Annotated in this window: 11 protein-coding genes and 1 pseudogene; 7 read left to right on the top strand and 5 right to left on the bottom strand. The window is 70.3% G+C overall.

Translation table 11 applies throughout. The features are described from left to right. Positions 1 to 15: 15 nt before the first annotated feature. The 3 genes from R2J75_RS05355 to R2J75_RS05345 all read left to right on the top strand — a co-directional run bounded on the left by R2J75_RS05355 (position 16) and on the right by R2J75_RS05345 (position 4,309). On the top strand, positions 16 to 846 hold the full coding sequence (locus R2J75_RS05355; RefSeq protein WP_243335626.1) for an acyltransferase: 831 nt from the start codon (positions 16 to 18) through the stop codon (positions 844 to 846). 192 nt (positions 847 to 1,038) lie between these two features. Further along, entirely contained in the window at positions 1,039 to 2,661 is a 1,623-nt protein-coding gene (locus R2J75_RS05350) for a SpoIIE family protein phosphatase (RefSeq protein ID WP_316411217.1), read from the top strand. 10 nt (positions 2,662 to 2,671) lie between these two features. After that, entirely contained in the window at positions 2,672 to 4,309 is a 1,638-nt protein-coding gene (locus tag R2J75_RS05345; RefSeq protein WP_243335623.1) for a serine/threonine-protein kinase, read from the top strand. 528 nt (positions 4,310 to 4,837) lie between these two features. Here R2J75_RS05345 and R2J75_RS05340 read toward each other — a convergent pair. Together R2J75_RS05340 and R2J75_RS05335 are read right to left on the bottom strand one after the other, a co-directional pair. Then, entirely contained in the window at positions 4,838 to 6,013 is a 1,176-nt protein-coding gene (locus R2J75_RS05340) for a pentapeptide repeat-containing protein (RefSeq protein WP_243335622.1), read from the bottom strand. Positions 6,014 to 6,095: 82 nt separating this feature from the next. Further along, positions 6,096 to 7,202, bottom strand: coding sequence for a S1C family serine protease (locus R2J75_RS05335; RefSeq protein ID WP_243335621.1), 1,107 nt, complete (start codon positions 7,200 to 7,202; stop codon positions 6,096 to 6,098). 84 nt (positions 7,203 to 7,286) lie between these two features. Between R2J75_RS05335 and R2J75_RS05330 the strand changes: the two genes are divergently transcribed. Genes R2J75_RS05330 through hypD form a run of 3 tightly spaced genes read left to right on the top strand, consistent with a single transcriptional unit; the run spans position 7,287 to position 13,733 of the window. Next, complete coding sequence (locus R2J75_RS05330; protein ID WP_316411216.1) at positions 7,287 to 10,493, top strand: S41 family peptidase; 3,207 nt, start codon at positions 7,287 to 7,289, stop codon at positions 10,491 to 10,493. 25 nt (positions 10,494 to 10,518) lie between these two features. Continuing rightward, positions 10,519 to 11,376 carry a glycyl-radical enzyme activating protein gene (locus tag R2J75_RS05325; RefSeq protein WP_243335619.1) on the top strand — a complete coding sequence of 286 codons (858 nt, stop codon included), beginning with the start codon at positions 10,519 to 10,521 and terminating at the stop codon, positions 11,374 to 11,376. After that, the gene (gene hypD / locus R2J75_RS05320) at positions 11,373 to 13,733 is read left to right on the top strand and encodes a trans-4-hydroxy-L-proline dehydratase (RefSeq protein WP_316411215.1); all 2,361 of its coding nucleotides are present in this window, start codon (positions 11,373 to 11,375) and stop codon (positions 13,731 to 13,733) included. Before R2J75_RS05325 ends, hypD begins: the two co-directional genes overlap by 4 nt. Before the next feature lie 116 nt (positions 13,734 to 13,849). Here the strand turns inward: hypD and R2J75_RS05315 are convergent, their stop codons facing one another. The 3 genes and pseudogenes from R2J75_RS05315 to R2J75_RS05305 form a co-directional block, all read right to left on the bottom strand. After that, on the bottom strand, positions 13,850 to 14,083 hold the full coding sequence (locus tag R2J75_RS05315) for a GxxExxY protein (protein WP_316411214.1): 234 nt from the start codon (positions 14,081 to 14,083) through the stop codon (positions 13,850 to 13,852). 136 nt (positions 14,084 to 14,219) lie between these two features. Continuing rightward, positions 14,220 to 14,947, bottom strand: a pseudogene (locus R2J75_RS05310) (IS5 family transposase). Between the two features lie 166 nt (positions 14,948 to 15,113). After that, complete coding sequence (locus tag R2J75_RS05305; RefSeq protein WP_243347503.1) at positions 15,114 to 16,922, bottom strand: AMP-dependent synthetase/ligase; 1,809 nt, start codon at positions 16,920 to 16,922, stop codon at positions 15,114 to 15,116. 240 nt (positions 16,923 to 17,162) lie between these two features. Here R2J75_RS05305 and fadB point away from each other — a divergent pair, with 240 nt between their 5' ends. Beyond that, a complete protein-coding gene (gene fadB / locus R2J75_RS05300) occupies positions 17,163 to 19,319 on the top strand; it encodes a fatty acid oxidation complex subunit alpha FadB (RefSeq protein ID WP_316411213.1) in 2,157 nt (718 codons plus the stop codon). Positions 19,320 to 19,321 lie beyond the last annotated feature (2 nt).

Below are 19,321 nucleotides of genomic sequence, written 5' to 3'. Positions count from 1 at the left end.
CCCTCCAGGCCACCCATGACCGCCTTCGGGCAAGCCAAGTCCGCACCGCCCCGGAACCTGCCGGAGCGCCTCCTGCGCCGGTTCAGCCGGGCCGCCTACGGCCTCGCCATCCTCCTGCTCTACCTCCTCGCCGCGACGGCCCTGGGCGCGGCCCTCGCCCCGGCCCTGGCCCTCGTGCACGCGGCCTTCGGCCTCGCCGCGCGCCTCCCGTCCGTGCCGGCCTGGCTCCTGCGGGGCTTCGCCGCGGCCTGCGGGTGGTTCGTCTTCGGCATGGCCCTCCTGGCCGTGGTGGCGGCCTACAACCGGATCCTCCCCACCCGGCTCCGGCCCTACCGCGGCGGCTACTACGCCCTGGAGGCCCTGCCCTGGTTCCTCCACAACGGCCTCTTCTACCTGGTCCGGTTCACCTTCCTGCCCTTCGTGACGCTCACGCCCTACGGCGTGTGGTTCCTGAAGGCCATGGGCATGCGCATCGGCCGCCACGCCTTCGTGAACACCGAGTTCATCAGCGACCCCTCCCTCATCACCATCGGCGACGACGCGGTGATCGGCGGGAGCGTCCGGATCTTCGCCCACTACGGAGGCGGGGGCAACCTCGTGATCGCCCCGGTCAAAGTCGGAAACCGGGCCACCCTGGGCCTGGCCTGCTGCGTCATGGGCGACGTGGTGATCGGCGACGACGCCGTGATCCTCCCCGAGAGCGTCCTCCTTCCCGGGAGCCGGGTGGGCGCGGGCGAGACCTGGGGCGGCGTCCCCGCCCGGCCCATCCCCCGCGAGGAGATGGAGGCCATCAAGCGCCTGATCCGGGGGGACGTGGCGGACCCCTCCGCGACCCTGGGCGCCTGACCCCCCGGGACGTTTCGGAACCTCGACTCTTCAATTGACAGCTCCTGGATCCGTGAGATAGTCCCCCCCGCCTTTCCCTCCCCGGGCCGGATCGGGTCCGGCCCTTCCCGAACCCACCCCGGCGCGAGTATTTACAAAGAGTTGTTGACAAAACAAGGAAACAATCGACCATAGGCATAGCCAGAGCCTCCCATGGAAGAGTATTGGATCCGCCTCCCGGACCGACCCCCGGTCAAGCTCGACCGGAACAAGCCGCTCCTGACCGTGGGCCGCGACCCCGGCAACGACCTCGTGCTGGAAGACCCCAGCCTCTCCCGCGCCCACGCGCGCTTCTCCCTGCGGGACGGACGGCCCTGCCTGGAGGATCTCGGCTCCCGCAACGGCACCCTGGTGAACGGCGTGCGGGTGGACGGGGTCCTGCCCATCCGGGCCGGTGACGAGATCCTCCTGGGTCGCGTGCGCGCGGACCTGGAAGGCCGCCCGGCGGCCCCCGACGACCTGGACCCCAGCGTCTCCTTCCTGATGGACGTGGACCGCCTGCGTTCCTCGGCCTCGGGCATCGAGGCCGCGGGGCCGGCGAAGCGCTGGCAGGAGGCCCTCGGGATCGTGCACGCCCTGAGCCTGGACATGCTCGGCGAGGCCACCGCGGAGGCCATGCTGTCCGACCTGGTGGAGCGGCTCTTCGGGTTCCTGAGACCGGGCCGCGCCGCCGTGCTGCTGCGCGACGCCACCGGCGCCATGACCCAGGTCGCGGCCCGCTCCCGCAGCCGCAGCGGGGACTTCAAGGTGCAGCTCTCCCGCACCACCATCGAGGCCACCGTCGAGCGCCGCGAGGCCCTGCTCATCAACGACCCCAGGCTCGACGCCCGCCTCGCCCAGGCCCAGTCCCTGATGGCCAGCGGGGTGACCTCCATCATGACGGTGCCGCTGGAGCACGGCGGCGAGGTGGTGGGCATCATCTACATGGACGCCGGCCCCACGCGCGAGCCCTTCACCGAGGAGGACCTGCAGCTCCTCGCCGTGCTGGGGCACATGGCCGCCGCCAAGATCCGGACGCTCCGGCTCCAGGAGGAGCTGGTGGTGAAGCGGGCCATGGAGAAGGAGTTCGAGGTGGCCCGCAGGATCCAGGAGCGGCTGCTCCCGGACCGCTTCCCCGACATGGCCGACTACGAGCTCTTCGGGGTCAACCAGGCCTGCCGGAACGTGTCCGGCGACCTGTACGGGTTCTGGCCGGGCCCCGGCGGCACCACGTGGCTCGCCATCGCGGACGTCTCCGGCAAGGGGATCGGGCCGGGCCTGCTGATGGCGACCTTCCAGGCCCTGATGCAGGCCTGGTGCGAGGGCGCCGCGGAGCCGGCCCCCCTGGCCCGCAAGATCTCCCAGGCCCTCAGCCGGCGCACCACCCGGAACCGGTTCATCACCGCCTTCCTGGCCCTGATCGACCCGGCCGCGGGAACGATCGCCTACACCAACGCGGGGCACAACCCCATCCCGGTGCTCCGGGCCGGGGGCGGCACCGAGTTCCTCGCCTCCCAGGGCTTCCCCCTCGCCATGTTCCCGGGAAGCGACTACGGGCAGGGCACCGTCCGCCTCGATCCGGGCGACCTCCTCTTCATGTACACCGACGGGATCACCGAGGCCGCCGACCCCGAGGGGACGGAGTTCGAGCTCGACCTCGCCTGCCGGACCCTGAGGGCCCTGGGGCCATTGCCCCTGCCGGAGCTGTTCCGCGGGCTCGACGCGGCGGTGCTCGCCCACACGCGGGGCGCCCCGTCCACCGACGACCGCACCATCGTGATGGTCAGGCGGCGCTGAAGGAGGCTTGATGGACTTCGAAGATCCCGTAGCAGTAGGCAGGTACGCCGTCCTCTCCAGGCTGGGGGCGGGCGCCATGGGCGCGGTCTACCTCTGCCAGGATCCGCTCCTCAAGCGCAAGGTGGCCGTCAAGATCGTCCTGAAGGCCCGCAGCGACAGCGAGATCATGAACGCGCGGTTCCAGCGCGAGTCCGAGATCAGCGCCCAGCTGAACCACCCCAACATCATCACGGTCTTCGACGTGGGCGTGGATCCGGTCGTCGGCCCCTTCCTCACCATGGAGTTCGTGGACGGCTGCGCCCTCTCCAAGCGCATCGCGGACGGGGGCCTGGATCCGGCCACGATCCTGGACCTGCTCTGCCAGCTTGGCCAGGCGCTCGTGGCCGCCGAGCGGGCCGGGGTCGTGCACCGGGACATCAAGCCGGAGAACGTCCTGGTCAGCAAGGACGGCCAGATCAAGCTCACGGACTTCGGCCTGGCCCGGGATGACACCAGCAGCCTGACCAACACCGGCACCATGATGGGCACCCCGACCCACACCGCGCCCGAACTCCTCGGCGGGGACCGGGCCACCCCCATCACCGACCGCTGGGCCTTCTGCGTCCTGGCCTTCCAGATGGTCCTCGGGCGCCTGCCCCACCCGGGCGAGACCCTCTCGGCCGTGCTGAACCACATCGCCCACGAGCCCCCGGCCATCCCCGAGGGCACCCCCGCCCCCCTGGCGCGGGTGTTCTTCAAGGCCCTGCACAAGGACCCGTCCCGGCGCTACGAGTCGATCCTGGCCTTCCTGACCGCCCTGAGCGAGGCCCTGGGCGTGCGCGACAAGCTCGTCACCCGGGGCCTCGGCCCCGACGCCGCGGCCTCCCATCCCGGGGCGGCCAGGACCAGCCGCCCGGACGAAACCGAGGCCTTCTCCCTGCCCGGCATGGCCCGGCCCATGCCCGCTTCCCCGGTCCCCGCCGCGTCCCCCGCGGCCGAGGCCCCGGTGAAGGGGGCGGCGCGGCTCACGGGCCCGCCCAAGGAACTCCTCAAGGGGAGCCCGGCACCGGACCGGAGCCCGGCCCCCGCGGCCCGCAGCACCGGCCCCCTGGAGCAACCCGCCGGCCCCCCCGCCTCCCCCCGGGCCATGCGGAGCACGCCCCGGGCCTGGACTCCGCCCCGGACCCCGTCGGACGATTCCCGCGGCCGCTTCCTGATCGGAGGCCTGGCCGTCGCGGCGGCCGTGGCGGGCTTCTTTCTCTTCCCGCGGACCCTCGTGGTGCACAGCACCCCCGGTGAGGCCAAGGTCCTCGTGGACGGCAAGGACGTCGGCCTCACGCCCTACTCCGGCCGCACCACGTTCGGGACCCACATGCTGGAGGTCCGCAAGGACGGCTACGACACGATCGTCCAGGAGTTCCGGGGCGGCGAGAGCCCCCTCGTCCTCTCCCTCCAGGCCGCCACCAGCTGGATCGACGTCGTGACCGACCCGCCGGGAGCCGCCGTCACCCTGGGGGGCCGTCCCCTGGGCACCTCCCCCTGCCGCGGCGTCCCCGTGCCCGACCATGCCCTGCCCCTCGTCGTGACCCTTCGCGGACACCGGCGCTGGGAGGGCGTCCTCGGCCCCGGCAAGCGTCCCCCCGGAACGATCCGGCTGGCCAGGGACTAGTGTCGGTAGATCGAATCACCGGAATCGCGTTGTTCCGATCCTTCGTGCTGGCGAGGGTGAGTAAAAAACCCGTACGCCGAGTGCGCTGAGACACCGAGTCACGCGGAGTCAGCTTCGCGACCCACCGCGCCGACCCATTCCACCCAGGCCCTGGCCCGCCACCGCCGGACGGTGTTGCAATCCACCTGGGGCTGGTCGGCGGTGGGCCGAACCCCGGTCCCGTCCGGGAGCAGCAGCAGGATCCGGCATCTTGGGCTGAACCTCATTCCCAGGCCCGTCCAAGGCTGGGGGCGCAGGGCACCCACAGGCATGCATGCGGAAGGCCCGGAGCCCCCAGCCGAGCGATGCGCAGCATCGCGGCCCGCGCCAGCGGGCCAGGGCCTGGGTGGTGTGGGGTGGCGCGGTGGATCGCGAAGCTGGCTCAGCGCAACTCGGCTTCTCGGCGCACTCGGCGTACGGGTAATTGACATTCCCTCGCCGTTACGAAGGGACGGGACACGCTCGTTCAGGTGATCCGATCTACCAGCACTAGCCTTCCCGCAGGCGCTCGTCGGAGGCGCCGACCACCGTGGCGCAGTTCACCAGGAGGAGGGGGAAGTGGCTCTCCTCCTCCACCGGGGCGTCGTGGGCCCCGAAGCGGCAGTTGCGGAGGACGACGAACCCGCTGTGGTTGGCCAGGTAGTCGGAGACCCGGATGTCCTCCTCGATGGCGAGGCTGCCGGTGACGGTGCCGCCCTCCAGGAGGAAGGAGACCCGGTGCACGTGGTACTCGGCGGTGGGCTCGGGCAGCTTCAGCAGGGCCAGGTCGCAGTCGGGCATCACGAGGAGGGCCTTGCTCCGGCGCAGGCCGAAGAACCGCAGCTCCAGGGAGAGGTAGGGCAGGATCACGTTCGTGAGCTTGAGCATCTCCCCGGACAGGTTCAGGTGCTCGACGAAGCCGTGCATGGTCGGCACGTGGAAGACGCCCCGGATCCAGCCGCCCGTGGTGAAGATCACGGAAGGGATGGAGCGGAGGGGGGGATGGTACTTGGACTTCCGGGCCGGGGCGCCCGGAACCTCCAGGGGCCTCGGGGCCTGGTAGTCCACGGGGCCCTTCTGCCCCTTGGCGCCCAGGAACCGCGACACCTTCGGCGCCGGCGCGGGCTCCTCGGCCTCGGTCTCCGCGAAGACGCCGCCCTTGAGGAGGGCGGGGTCGAGCCCCAGGGCCCCCTCGAAGACCGCCCCCTGGATGTTGGCGCCCCGGAAGAGGGCCCCCCGCAGGAAGGCCTTGCCGAAGTCGGCCCCCGCGAGGACGGCCCGGCGGAAGTCGGTGCCGCTGCACTTGGCGAAGTGGAGGTCGGCCTTGGCCAGGTCCGAGTTCGTGCAGTCCGCCTGGGTGAGGTCGGCCTGGCGCAGGCTGGAGGAGACGAGCCTCGCGTTGGCCATGTTCGCCTCGACCAGGGCGGCCTTCTGCATGTTCGCGCCCGAAAGGTCGGCCCCGGCCAGGTTGGAGCCCGAGAGGTCCGCCTCGTACAGGACCGCCCGCACCAGGTTGCTCTCCAGCAGGTGGGCGTCCTGCAGGCGGCAGCCGGTGAGGTCCGCCCCGCTCAGGTTGGCCTTGCGGAAGTCGATGCCGCGGAGGTCCAGCCCCGCCAGGTTGGCGTACTCCAGGGAGACCTTGTTCTTGACGTGCTCGATGACTTCGTCACGCGTGAGTTCCGCCATGGCGCCCGCCTCCGATCCCGTTGAACCTTGGCGGTACTATGCGACGGAGGGCATGCATCGTCAACGCCCGGATTGGGAAAAATCAGACGCGGCCGCCGCCGAGCTCCAGGGTGAGCTTGACCTTGCGGCCATCCCGCAGGACTTCCAGCTGGATGCGGGCATCCGCCGGCAGGGCCTCGGCCAGGTCCAGGAGACGGTCGATGTCCTTCACCTGGACGCCGTTGGCGGCGAGGATGACGTCGCCCAGGACATAGCCGCGCACGGTCCGGGTGAGGCCCCGGAGACCCGCCCGGTCCGCCGCGCCGCCCCGCACCACCCGGCCCACGATCACGCCGGAGGGGACGCCCATGTGGGCCGCCCAGGTGTCGGGGATGGTGTCGAAGCCCAGGTCGACGCGCACCGGCTGGCCCCGGCTGATGAGCTGGGGCACGATCCGGTTGATGGTGTCCACCGGGACGGCGAAGCCGATGCCCGCGGAGCTCCCCGAGGTGCTCTGGATGGCCGTGTTGATGCCGATGAGCCGCCCGGCGCTGTCCAGGAGGGGGCCGCCGGAATTGCCCGGGTTGATGGCCGCGTCCGTCTGGATGACCCCGGTGATCCGGCGCCGGGTGGCGCTCTGGATCTCGCGGCCCAGGGCGGACACGACGCCGGTGGTCAGGGTCTGGTCCAGGCCGAAGGGGTTGCCGATGGCGAGGACGCTCTGGCCCACCTGGAGGTCCGCGGAGGAGCCCAGGGGGATGGGCCGCAGCTTGAGGGCGCCCGCGTCCTGGAGCCTGAGCACCGCCAGGTCCTTCTCGGGGGCCACCCCGATCACCCGGGCCTTGTGGCGGGAACCGTCCGCCAGGGCCGCCTCCACCTCCTGGGCGTCCTGGATGACGTGGAAGTTGGTCACGATGTGCCCTTCGGCGTCCCAGATGAAGCCGGACCCCGTGCCCAGGGGCACCGCCTGCACGTCCAGGGACCAGAAGTCCTGCTGGTAGCCCAGGCTCGTCAGGTAGACGACGGAGGACCGGGCCTCCTTGAAGCGATCGACGACGGCCTGCTCGGCGGCGGGCAGCGGGCCCCGGGGGGTCACGGCGCGGGGGGCGGCGGCCCCCCGGCCCGAGGCCAGGGACCCGACCTGGCCCGAACACCAGCCGATGACGAGGCCTGCGGAGAGAATGAGGGTGATGGCGGCGATCTTGCGCATGGTCTCCACCTGGACGCCCCCCATCTTAGCAAGCGGACATACCTCGGGAATCGAGGTAAAGTCAGGGAACACCCTGGAGCGCCCATGACCCACCCGATCCGCTTCGCCCTCGTCCTGGCCCCCGCCATCCTGGCCGCCCAGACGCCCGCGCCGGTCCCGCCCCGCTTCGTGTCCTTCCCCGACATCCATGGGGAACGGGTGGTCTTCACCTACGACGGCGACCTGTGGGCCGGCGACGTGAAGGGCGGCCCGGCGACGCGCCTCACCTCCCATCCCGGCACCGAGTTTGCCGCCCGGTTTTCGCCCGACGGCCGCTGGATCGCCTTCAGCGCGGGGTACGACGGGGGGCAGAATGTGTACGTCATGCCCGCCCAGGGCGGCACGCCCCGCCGGCTCACTTGGCGCGGCGCATGCCAGGTGCGGGGCTGGAGCCCGGATGGGCGAAAGGTCCTGTTCAGCATGGCCGCCCGCAGCGAAAGCCGGCCGGTGAGCCAAGTGTGGGCCGTGGACCTGGAGGGCAGCGAACCCGAGGCGCTGCCCCTGGGCATCGCCGCCCAGGCCGCCTACAGCCCCGACGGCGGGCGCATCCTGTACAACCCCAAGGGCCAGGAGGAGTACTACTGGAAGCGGTACAAGGGCGGCCAGCATCCCGAGATCTGGCTCGCCGACCTCAAGGCCGGCACGCACCGGCGCGTGACGCCCTACGTGGGCAAGAATGCGCATCCCATGTGGACCGCCGAAGGCGGGGCCCTCTTCGTGAGCGACCGCGGGGACCGCGGCGTCTCCAACCTCTACCGGCTGGACCTCGCCACGGGCGGCGCGGCGGCCCTCACCTCCTTCACCGACTACGACGTGCAGTGGCCCTCCACCGACGGCCGCCGCGTCGTGTTCAGCCAGGCCGGGCAGCTCCATGTGCTGGACCTGGCCACGGGCGCCGAGCGCCGCCTGGACATCACCGCCCCCTCGGACCTCGTGCGGACCCTGCCCCGCACCGTGAACGCCAAGGACACCCTCCAGCACGTGAGCCTCGCCCCGGGCGGGAAGCGGTTCGTGGTGGAGGCCCGCGGCGACCTCTTCGTCCTCCCCGTGGAGGCCGACGCCCCCGCGCGGAACCTCACCCGCACCTCCGGGGTCCGGGAGCGCTTCCCGGCCGTGTCCCCCGACGGGAAGCAGGTGGCCTACTTCTCCGACGAGAGCGGGGAATACGACCTGTACGTGCGCCCCGCGGAGGGGGGCCCCGCCCGCCGCATCCCCACGGGCCTGGCCACCACGGTGTACCACCTGGCGTGGAGCCCCGACGGCACGAAGCTCCTCTTCGGCGACAAGACCTTCGCCCTCCACCTGGTGGACGTGGCCAGCGGCAAGGGGGAGGTCATCGCCACCAGCCGCAACCTCAAGAACGACGAATTCACCTGGGAGACGGCGGACTACGCCTGGTCCCCGGATTCGGCCTGGATCGCCTACACCCTGGTGGAGGACAACCGCAACGCCCGCGTCTGGCTGCACAACGTGAAGACCGGGAAGAAGTCGCCGGTCACCGACGGGTTCTTCGACGCCCTCAATCCGCGCTTCGACCAGGATGGGACGACCCTCTACTTCCTTTCCTACAACAACTTCCAGATCCGGCTGGATCCGGGCGAAGCCAACGCCATCGAGCAGGCGCCCACCTCCGTCATGGCCGTCCAGCTGCGCAAGGACGAGACCTCCGACGGCCCCTTCCGCATCGACCTGGAGGGGCTGGCGGGCCGGGTCACCCGCCTCGCCGCGAAGCCCGGGAACCTCTTCCACCTCCAGGCCGGCAAGGGCGTGGTGGGCTGGTCCTCCGTCGAGGGCTGGGACGACAGCGTGGTCGAGGAGGTCTACCGGCCCCGGGGCCAGGCCAAGTGGACCGTCCATTTCCTGGAGAAGGGGGCCAAGGCCGAAGTGACCCTGCCCGAGCCCGTGTCCGAATGGGGCCTGGACCCCGGCGGCACCGCCTTCTGGGCGAGGAGGCCCGACGCGCTCCACGCCGGCGGGCTCCAGCAGGTCCTGGCCTCGCGCAACCTCCCCGCACGCGTGGACCTGGACCGGCTCACGGTGACCGTGGACCCGAAGCAGGAGTGGAACCAGATCTTCAGCGACACCTGGCGCTGGTACCGCGACTTCTTCTACGACGTGAACATGCACGGGAAGGACTGGAAGGCCGTGGGCGAGGGCTTCCGCTCCTGGCTGCCCCAGGCCACGAGCCGCGCCGACGTGAACTGGCTCCTCTCCCAGCTCGTGGGCGAGCTGTGCGTGAGCCACACCTACGTGGGCGGGGGCGACCAGGGCCCGCAGCAGGCCCCGGCCCCCGTGAAGACCGCGGGGCTCCTGGGCGCCGACCTCAAGGCCGGCCCCGAGGGCTTCTACCGCTTCGAGAAGGTCTACGGCCCCACCCCCTACGCGCCGGAGCTCAAGGGTCCCCTGACGGGCAAGGCGAAGGAGGGAGACTACCTCGTGGCCATCGACGGCGAGCCCCTGAAGGCGCCCGAGGCCGTCTACCGGCGCCTCCAGGCTACGCGCGGCCAGAAGGTCCGCATCTCCGTCAACACCAGGCCCTCCCTCGAGGGCGCGCGGGTCCTGGAGGTGGAGACGGTGCCCCAGGACATGGACCTCCGGTACGCGGCGTGGGTGGCCGGCAACATCGAGACCGTGGAGCGCCTCAGCGGCGGCCAGCTGGGCTACATGCACATCACCGCCATGGCGGGCCCCAACATCGGCCAGTTCGACAAGTACTGGCGGGCCTTCAGGTACCGGAAGGGCATCGTGGTGGACGTGCGCGGCAACGGGGGCGGCTGGACGGAGTACTTCCTCGTCTCCAGGCTCGAGAACCGCCAGGTGGGCTTCAACGTCCTCCAGGGCATGAACCCCTTCCGCTACCCCAACACCGCGTCCGACGGGCGCTACGTCTTCCTCAGCAACGAGCTGAACGGCAGCGACGGCGAGGCCTTCCTGGCCCACGTCAAGGCCCGCAACCTGGGCACCCTCGTCGGCGTCCCCAGCTGGGGCGGCCTGGTGGGGATCGTCAACGCCCAGCCCACCCTCGACGGCGGGTCCGTCAACCAGCCCAACAACGCCTTCTACGGCCGCGAGGGGACCTGGTGGATCGAGAACCACGGTGCCGAGCCCGATATCCGCGTGGAGAACGACCCCGCCACCTGGATGGCGGGCCACGACCGTCAATTGGAGACCGGGGTGGAGACCCTCCTGAAACAGCTCAAGGAGAACCCCACCCCCGCCTTCCCCGCCCGGCCCCCCTACCCCGTCCGCTGACCGGCCGGATGGTACAATCCCTCCCATGGGTGCCCCAGGCAGGATCCTCCATATCCAGCGCTATTCCCTCCATGACGGCCCCGGCCTCCGGACGACCGTCTTCCTGAAGGGCTGTCCCCTGGACTGCGCCTGGTGCCACAACCCCGAGAGCCAGGATCCGGAGCCCGTCCTCGTCCGCAACGAGGCCCGCTGCGTGGGCTGCGGCGCCTGCGGGGAGGCCGTCGAGGCCGGGGACCTGGCGGGCGCCGCCGGGGCCTGCCCCACCGAGGCCCGGGCCCTGCTGGGCCGGGACCTGACCGTGGACGAGGTCGTGGAGGAGGTCCTGCGGGACCGCATCTTCTTCGACCAGTCCGGCGGCGGCGCCACCCTGTCCGGGGGCGAACCCCTGCTCCAGGCGGGGTTCACGGCGGACCTCCTGGGCGCCCTGCGGGCCCGGGGCGTGCACACGGCCCTGGACACCTGCGGCCTCGCGCCCTGGCAGGACCTGGCCCGGGCGGCGGCGGAGGCCGACCTGGTGCTGTTCGACCTCAAGCACATGGACGACGGGGAGCACCGGAAGTGGACCGGCGCGGGCAACGGCCCCATCCTCGCCAACCTGGAGGCCCTCACCCGGGCCCACCGGCACGTGCGGATCCGCATCCCCCTGGTGCCCGGGGTGAACGACGGCGACGCGAACATCGAGGCCACGGCCCGGTTCGTGGCCTCCCTCCCCGGGATCGAGGGGCTCGACCTGCTGCCCTACCACGGCACGGGCGCCGCCAAGTTCCGGCGCCTGGGCCGCACCTACCTCCTGGACGCCCTCAGGCCCCCCGACCCGGCCCGGGTGGAGGACATCGCCGGCCACTTCCGATCCCGCGGCATCCCTGCCGGAGTGAACCCATGAACGAACGAACCGCCCGCCTGCGCCAGGAGAGCCTGGACGCCGTCCCCGCCCTCACCCCGGAGCGCGCCCTGCTTGTCACGGCCTTCCACCGCGAGCACCTGGGCCGCCACCCGGTCCCGGTCCTCCGCGCCCGCTGCTTCGAGCACCTCTGCCGCCACAAGGCGGTCTGGATCGGCGAGGGCGAGCTCATCGTCGGGGAGCGGGGTCCCCGGCCCAAGGCCGTTCCCACCTTCCCCGAGCTGACCTGCCATTCCGCGGAGGACCTGCGGATCCTCGACGTCCGCCCGAAGACCAGCTACAAGGTCGACCCGGCCATGATCGAGGCCTACGAGCGGGAGGTGATCCCCTATTGGCGGGGCCGGAGCCTCCGGGACCAGATCTTCGAGGTCCTGCCCGCCGAATGGCACGCCGCCTACGCCGCCGGCGTGTTCACGGAGTTCATGGAGCAGCGTGCCCCGGGGCACACCGTCCTCGACGGGAAGATCTACGGCAAGGGCCTGCGGGACTTCCAGGCCGATATCCGCGCCAGCCTGGCCCGCCTGGACTACGCCGGGGATCCGGAGGCGGTGGACAAGCGCGCCGAGCTCGAGGCCATGCACATCTCCTGCGATGCCCTCATCCTGCTGGCCGAGCGCCACGCGGAGGAGGCGGAGCGCCAGGCCGCGGCCTGCGCGGACCCGGTCCGGCGCGGGGAGCTGGAGACCCTCGCCCGGGTCTGCCGGCGGGTGCCCGCGGAGGCCCCCCGTGACTTCCAGGAGGCCCTGCATTACTACTGGTTCTGCCACCTGGCGGTGATCACCGAGCTCAACGGCTGGGACGCCTTCAGCCCCGGCCACCTGGACCAGCACCTGCTCCCCTTCTACCGCGCCGGCCTCCGCGCGGGGACCCTCACCCGGGAATCCGCCCGGGAGCTGCTGGAGTGCTTCTTCGTCAAGTTCAACAACCACACCGCCCCGCCCAAGGTGGGCGTGACCGCGGCCGAGAGCGGCACCTACACGGACTTCGCCAACATCAACCTCGCCGGCCTCCTCCCGGACGGCAGCGACGGCAGCAACGAGGTGACGGACCTGCTCCTGGACGTCATCGACGAGATGCACCTCCTCCAGCCCAGCAGCAACGTGCAGGTCTCCCGCAAGACCCCCGACGCCGTGCTGAAGCACGCCCTGCGGGTCATCCGGAACGGCTACGGCTTCCCCTCCCTCTTCAACGCCGATTCCGTGGTCGAGGAGCAGCTCCGCCAGGGCAAGGCCCTGGAGGACGCCAGGGCCGGCGGCTGCTCGGGCTGCGTCGAGGTGGGCGCCTTCGGCAAGGAGGCCTACATCCTCACGGGCTACTTCAACCTGCCCAAGATGCTGGAACTGGCCCTCCACGACGGGCTGGATCCCCGCACCGGGGAGCAGCTCGGCCCCCGCACCGGCGCCGCCGCGGATCTGCGGACCCTCGACGACATCCTCCGCGCCTTCGAGGCCCAGACCCGCCACTTCCTGGACATCAAGATCCGGGGCAACCAGGTCATCGAGCGCCTCTATGCCACCCGGATGCCGGCCCCCTTCCTGTCCGTCCTCACCGACGACTGCATCCTCACGGGCCGGGACTACAACGCGGGCGGCGCCCGCTACAACAACACCTTCATCCAGGCCGTGGGGATCGGGAGCCTCACGGACGCCCTGGCCGCCCTCCAGTCGGAGGTCCTGGCCAAGGGCCTCGACCTGCCCGCCTTCGTGGCCGCCCTCGATGCCGACTTCCGGGACCAGGAGCCCCTCCGCCTGCGCCTGGCCAACCGGGCGCCGAAGTACGGCAATGATGATCCGGCCGCCGACGAGCTCATGGTCCGGGTCTTCCGCTTCCTCTTCGAGGCCATCGACGGCAGGCCCAACGGCAAGGGCGGCGCCTACCGCCTGGAGATGCTGCCGACCACGTGCCACGTCTACTTCGGCTCCGTGTGCCTGGCCTCCGCCGACGGGCGCCGCGCCGGGGAACCCCTGTCCGAGGGCATCTCCCCCGTCCAGGGCGCGGACCGCAGGGGCCCGACGGCCGTGCTCCGCTCCGCGGGGAAGATGGACCACGTGAAGACGGGCGGCACCCTCCTGAACATGAAATTCTCCCCCACCCTCCTGGCCGGGGACGCGGGCATCGACCGCCTCCACCACCTCGTCCGCGCCTACTTCAAGATGGACGGCCACCACGTCCAGTTCAACGTAGTCACCGCCGAGAAGCTCCGCGAAGCCCAGCGCGACCCCGGCCGCCACCGGGACCTCATCGTCCGGGTCGCCGGCTATTCCGACTACTTCTGCGACCTCAGCCCCGAGCTCCAGGAGGAGATCATCCGCCGCACGGAGCACCAGTCCTTCGACTAGGGTGTGTTCGTAATCTAGGATAGTAATGGCTAATACCCATCCGTGCCGGAGCATGGAGGAGCTGGAATAGTGAGTCTGTGCTGCAGTGCCTGATGGCGCCGCGCATTCGCAGCATCCTATTGGAACGCGGAGGCGCGGAGGATCTCGCTGGCTCCGATATCCAGGAAAACCTCCCGCTTCACCTTATGGCCGGCCAGTCTCAGGGAGTGCGCCAGACAGACCTTGTAGGGATCTTCCAGGAGTCCGTGCCCCAGAGCCTTCTGGATCTCGATGGCCTCCCCGATGATGGCCTGGGTGATCTCCTTGTGCGGATGTTCCTCCCCGTCGACCTCTCCCCAATGCCTTCCCATCACGCCTCCCGTTGGGACGTGTCATTGGGAGGTGGCAGGTTCCAGGAGCGCTTTCCTCCGCGACCCTCTGCGAGATCCTCCGCGCCTCCGCGTTTCATAGGATCAATGAGGATCCGGAACGCTTGTCACCCTCCGCTCATAGCCTCAGCCAGATCACGATGCAGGCCAAAGCCACCTGGGCTGAGAAACTTCGCGCCGTTTTGTCGAACCTGGTGGCCAGCGCCCTGAACTGTTTGAGCTTGGCGAACCCATGCTCGATGGCATGGCGGGCCTTGTATAGGTGTGAGTCCCAGGCCGCCGGATTCTTGCGCCGGGGATGAGGTGGGATGACGGCTGTCGCACCCATGGCCTCGATCGCCTTCCTTACCGGGTTCCCATCGTAGGCCCGATCTCCGGACACGTACTCTGCCTGCCAACCGCACAGCAATCCTTCAGCAGACCGGCTTTCATGGGCTTGCCCCGGAGTGACCAGGAAATCCAAAGGATTACCGTGGGCATCGCAGATCAAATGGATCTTGGTCGAGCATCCACCCCGAGATCGTCCGAGCGCCTGGTTCCAGAGCCCCCCCTTTTGCCTGCTGAAGGTTGATGAGCGCGAAGGATGGTGCCATCCAGCATGACCCACTCCAGGTCGGCTTCCTTGCGCAGGAACTCCAGGATCCTTTGCCACACGCCGCGCTTGGTCCAGGCCTCAAATCGCGTGTACACGCTTGTCCAAGGTCCAAATTCCTCCGGCAGGTCCCTCCACGGCGCCCCAGTCCTGTGCCTCCACAGGATCGCCTCCACCATGGGACGGTTGGGGTGACGGGATCGCCCCATCCCTCCACGCTCTGGCGGAAGGAGCGGTTCAAGCTTTGCCCACATGGCATCGGTCAGGAAACGTCTCGGCATCGTTACCCCAGGAAAATTCGTGGTGTACGAGCCTTTACGTATGAGTACAAGTTAACTATTTATCTAATCTATAGATTCCGAACACAGCCTAGACATCATGTGCAGACCCCGCAATGAACGAGGGGCCAATCCATGATGTCTAGCTGGAGCCTTCGTACAGGGCCTCGATGCGCTCCCCGTACCGCTCCATCACCGCCTTGCGCTTGACCTTGAGGGAGGGCGTGAGGAGCCCGGATTCCAGGGTCATCTCCTCGTGGGTGAGGACGATGCGGCGGATGCGCTCGTACTTGGAGAGGCCCTCGTTGATGCGCTCGATGCGGGCCATGACCTTGGCCACGGCCTCCGGGCGCGCGGCGAGTTCCGCGTCGGAGGCGTAGGGGATCCCGGCCTTCTCGGCCCAGCGCCTCAGGTTGGCCATGTTGGCGACGACGACAGCGGCGAGGAAGTTCCGCCGGTCGCCGACCACCACGGCCTGGGCGATGTACTTGTCCATGGCCAGCCGGCGCTCCAGGGGCTGGGGGGCGACGTTCTTGCCGCCGGAGGTGACGAGGAGCTCCTTCTTGCGGTCGGTGATGCGGAGGCGCCCCAGCTCGTCCAGGGTGCCGATGTCGCCGGTGCGGAAGTAGCCGTCGGCGTCGAAGGCCTGGCTCGTGGCGAAGGGGTCGTCCCAGTAGCCCATCGTCACGTTCGGGCCCTGGCAGAGGATCTCGCCGTCCTCGGCCAGCTTGAGGAAGGGCGCCCCGCGCCAGGTCTCCAGGAGGGGCCTGCCGACGTAGCCGGGCCTCACCTCGTTCCGCCGCGTGAGGGTCAGGATGGGGGCCGTCTCGGACAGCCCGTAGCCCTCGAAGATGGGGACCCCGGCGGCCCAGAAGAACTCCATGACCTGGGGCGCGAGGGGGGCGCCGCCGGAGGCGGAGAGCTCCAGGCGCCCGCCGAGGCGCTCCCGCACCTTGGCGAACACGATGCGGTCCGCGAGCCCGTAGAGGAGGGCCAGGACGGGTCCCGGCCGCGAGCCGCGGTACCGGTGGGCCGCCATGCGCCGGCCCGCCTCCAGGGCCAGCGCGAAGATCCGGCGGCGGACGGGGCTGGAGGCCGACACCGTCTCGCGGATGCGCGCGTACACCTTCTCGTAGACCCGGGGGACGGCCATCAGCACCTGGGGACGCACCTCCAGGAACGCGGCCGGGAGGTTCTCCAGGTTGTCCACGTAGTAGATGGAGACGCCGCAGTGGAACATGGTGTAGTGCCCGCCCATGCGCTCGAAGATGTGCGAGAGGGGCAGGAAGCTGAGGCAGCGCCGGCCGGGGCCGATCTGGAGCACCTCCAGCGCCGCCAGGATGTTGGAGACCAGGTTGCCGTGGGTGAGCATGGCGCCCTTGGGCTCCCCCGTCGTGCCGGAGGTGTAGATGAGGGTCAGGAGCTGGCCGGGGTCCCGCTCCGCGGCCAGGGCCCGCACTCGGGGCCGGTCCGCCTCCCGGGCCGCGCCTTCCGCCTGCAGTTCCTCCCACGCCAGGACGGCGCGGCCGGGGAACGGCTCGGGGACGCCCTCCATGAGCACGGCGGCCTCGAGGAGGGGGAGGCGGTGCCACACCTCGGCGACCTTGGCGAGCTGGGCCGCCGTGGAGCAGAACACCACGCGCGCGCCGCTGTGGCGGAGGATGTATTCGGTCGAGACCGGATTGAGGGTCGGGTACACCGGGGCCGTGACGATGCCCAGGATCGCGCAGGCATAGTCCGCCATGGCCCACTCGGGGCGGTTCTCCGAGAGGATCGCGATCCGGTCCCCCGCCGCCAGGCCCCGGCGCTCCAGCGCGAGGACGAGGCGCTCCACCCGCGCCTGCACCTCCCGGTGCGAATAGAGGACATACGTGCCGCCTGATTTGGCGGCCAGGGCGTCAGGCAGATCCCGTTCGAGGGCTTTGTAGAACAGCTCCGCGATTGATTTCATCAAATGGACCGCCTCCGAAACTGGGATGGCACATCCTAGATCGTTCTCCGGAAAAAACTAGGAACGATTTCTTGCATCGAAGACGATGCGGCCGCAGAATGCGGCATCTTCAAAACCGATGTCCCGTCAGGCCCCGCATCGGCATTTCTCGGGGGGCTTCCGGACGGCGAATCGATTAAATCCATCTCGATATGTCCTGATCGAAATCCTCCCCCTCCACCTCCGTAGGAGCGCCCACCCATGACATTCGAAGGCCAATCCATCCAGTGCGCCATGCTCGAGGGCGGCATTGCAGAGCTGCGGTTCGACCTCCAGGGCGAGCCGATCAACAAGTTCAACCGCGCCACCCTCGACGAGCTGAGGGAGGCCGTGGCCGCCATCAAGGCCGACCCCGCCGTGCGCGGCCTCCTCGTCACCAGCGGCAAGGACTGCTTCATCGTCGGCGCCGACGTCACTGAATTCCTCACCTACTTCCGCAACACCGAGGACCAGCTCGCGGCCTGGCTCCTGGAGGTGGACGCCCTGTTCAACACGGTGGAGGACTTCCCCTTCCCGTCCGTCGCCGCCATCAACGGCTTCGCCCTCGGCGGCGGCCTGGAGTTCGCCCTCGCCGCCACCTACCGGGTGATGGCCTCCGGCACGCGGATCGGCGTGCCCGAGACGAAGCTCGGCATCTTCCCCGGCTGGGGCGGGACGGTCCGCCTCTCCCGCCTGACCGGCGCCGACAACGCCATCGAATGGATCGCCGGCGGCGAGCAGCACGGGCCCGAGGCGGCCTTCAAGGTGGGCGCCGTGGACGCGGTGGTGGAGCCCGCCCGCGTCCGGGAGGCCGCCCTCCACCTCCTGCGCGAGGCCATGGAGGGCCGCCGGGACTGGAAGGCCCGGGTGGAGGAGAAGAAGGCCCCCCTGCAGCTCAATCCCACCGAGGCCATGATGGCCTTCGAGGGCGCCAAGGCCTTCGTCGCCGGCAAGGCCGGCCCCAACTACCCCTCGCCCGTGGCCGCCATCGAGGCCATGCAGAAGGGGGCCACCCGCAGGCGCGACGACGCCCTGCCCATCGAGGCCGCGGCCTTCGCCCGCATGGCCAAGACCGCCACGGCCCGCAACCTCGTCTCCATCTTCCTGGGCGACGCCGCCGTGAACCGCATCGCCAAGAAGCTCGCCCGCGAGGGCGTCCACGTGCGCGCCTCGGCCGTGCTGGGCGCCGGCATCATGGGGGGCGGCATCGCGTACCAGTCCGCCAGCCGAGGGGTGCGCATCGTCATGAAGGACATCGCGGAACCCGCCCTGGAGCTGGGCCTCTCCGAGGCCGCCAAGCTTCTCGGGAAGCGCATCGAGCGCGGCAAGCTGACGCCCGCCGACATGGCCGCGACCCTCGGGCGCATCCGGCCGACGCTGGGCTACGGCGACTTCGGGGAGGTGGACCTGGTCGTGGAGGCCGTGGTCGAGAAGGAGGAGGTGAAGAAGGCCGTCCTCGCGGACGTGGAGGGCCGGGTCCGGCCGGGCACGGTGCTCGCCAGCAACACCTCCACCATCTCCATCACCCGCCTCGCGGAGGGCCTCCAGCGGCCCGGCGACTTCTGCGGCATGCACTTCTTCAACCCCGTCCACAAGATGCCCCTCGTGGAGGTGATCCGCGGCGCGCTCACCTCGGACGCCGCCGTGGCCACCACCGTGGGCTACGCCCTGGCCCTGGGCAAGACCCCGGTGGTCGTCAACGACTGCCCCGGCTTCCTGGTGAACCGGATCCTCTTCCCCTACTTCGCCGCCTTCAACCTGCTCGTCGGCGAGGGGGTGGATTTCCTCCGCATCGACCGGCTCCTGGAGAAGTTCGGCTGGCCCATGGGCCCGGCCTACCTCCTGGACGTGGTTGGCATCGACACGGCGCGCCACGCCGCGGCCGTGATGGCGAAGGGCTTCCCGGACCGCATGGACGATTCGGGCCCCTCCGCCCTCAAGGCCATGTTCGAGGCCGGCCGGTTCGGCCAGAAGAACGGGAAGGGCTTCTATCGGTACGTGCCCGACCGCAAGGGGACCCCCAAGAAGGAACCGGACCCGGAGGTGGCCGGCCTGCTGCGGCCGGTCCAGGCCGCGGCCCCGGCCGAGCTTTCCGACGCGGACATCGTGGACCGCATGATGCTCCCCCTGATCATCGAGAGCGCCCGGTGCCTGGAGGACGGCATCGTCGGCACCCCCACCGAGCTCGACATCGCCCTCGTCTACGGCCTGGGCTTCCCCCCCTTCCGGGGCGGGGCCCTGCGCCACGCCGACGCCGTCGGCCTGAAGGCCCTCTGCGAGCGGGCCGAGGCCTTCCTGTCCCTGGGCCGGCTCTACGAGCCCACGGCCCGCATGCGCGAACTCGCCCAGGCGGGCGGCACCTTCCACCAGGAGAAGTGAGC

This window comes from Mesoterricola sediminis (assembly GCF_030295425.1).
Classification (GTDB): domain Bacteria; phylum Acidobacteriota; class Holophagae; order Holophagales; family Holophagaceae; genus Mesoterricola; species Mesoterricola sediminis.
The sequence above is the reverse complement of the archived record's forward strand: the minus strand, read 5'-3'. Positions and strand labels throughout refer to the sequence as shown.

What these genes read in the sequence shown, in the direction of transcription:
- R2J75_RS05355 (WP_243335626.1), top strand. Translation starts at nt 16, where the DNA reads ATGACCGCCTTCGGGCAAGCCAAGTCCGCACCGCCCCGGAACCTGCCG.
- R2J75_RS05350 (WP_316411217.1), top strand. Translation starts at nt 1,039, where the DNA reads ATGGAAGAGTATTGGATCCGCCTCCCGGACCGACCCCCGGTCAAGCTC.
- R2J75_RS05345 (WP_243335623.1), top strand. Translation starts at nt 2,672, where the DNA reads ATGGACTTCGAAGATCCCGTAGCAGTAGGCAGGTACGCCGTCCTCTCC.
- R2J75_RS05340 (WP_243335622.1), bottom strand. Translation starts at nt 6,013, where the DNA reads ATGGCGGAACTCACGCGTGACGAAGTCATCGAGCACGTCAAGAACAAG.
- R2J75_RS05335 (WP_243335621.1), bottom strand. Translation starts at nt 7,202, where the DNA reads ATGCGCAAGATCGCCGCCATCACCCTCATTCTCTCCGCAGGCCTCGTC.
- R2J75_RS05330 (WP_316411216.1), top strand. Translation starts at nt 7,287, where the DNA reads ATGACCCACCCGATCCGCTTCGCCCTCGTCCTGGCCCCCGCCATCCTG.
- R2J75_RS05325 (WP_243335619.1), top strand. Translation starts at nt 10,519, where the DNA reads ATGGGTGCCCCAGGCAGGATCCTCCATATCCAGCGCTATTCCCTCCAT.
- hypD (WP_316411215.1), top strand. Translation starts at nt 11,373, where the DNA reads ATGAACGAACGAACCGCCCGCCTGCGCCAGGAGAGCCTGGACGCCGTC.
- R2J75_RS05315 (WP_316411214.1), bottom strand. Translation starts at nt 14,083, where the DNA reads ATGGGAAGGCATTGGGGAGAGGTCGACGGGGAGGAACATCCGCACAAG.
- R2J75_RS05305 (WP_243347503.1), bottom strand. Translation starts at nt 16,922, where the DNA reads ATGAAATCAATCGCGGAGCTGTTCTACAAAGCCCTCGAACGGGATCTG.
- fadB (WP_316411213.1), top strand. Translation starts at nt 17,163, where the DNA reads ATGACATTCGAAGGCCAATCCATCCAGTGCGCCATGCTCGAGGGCGGC.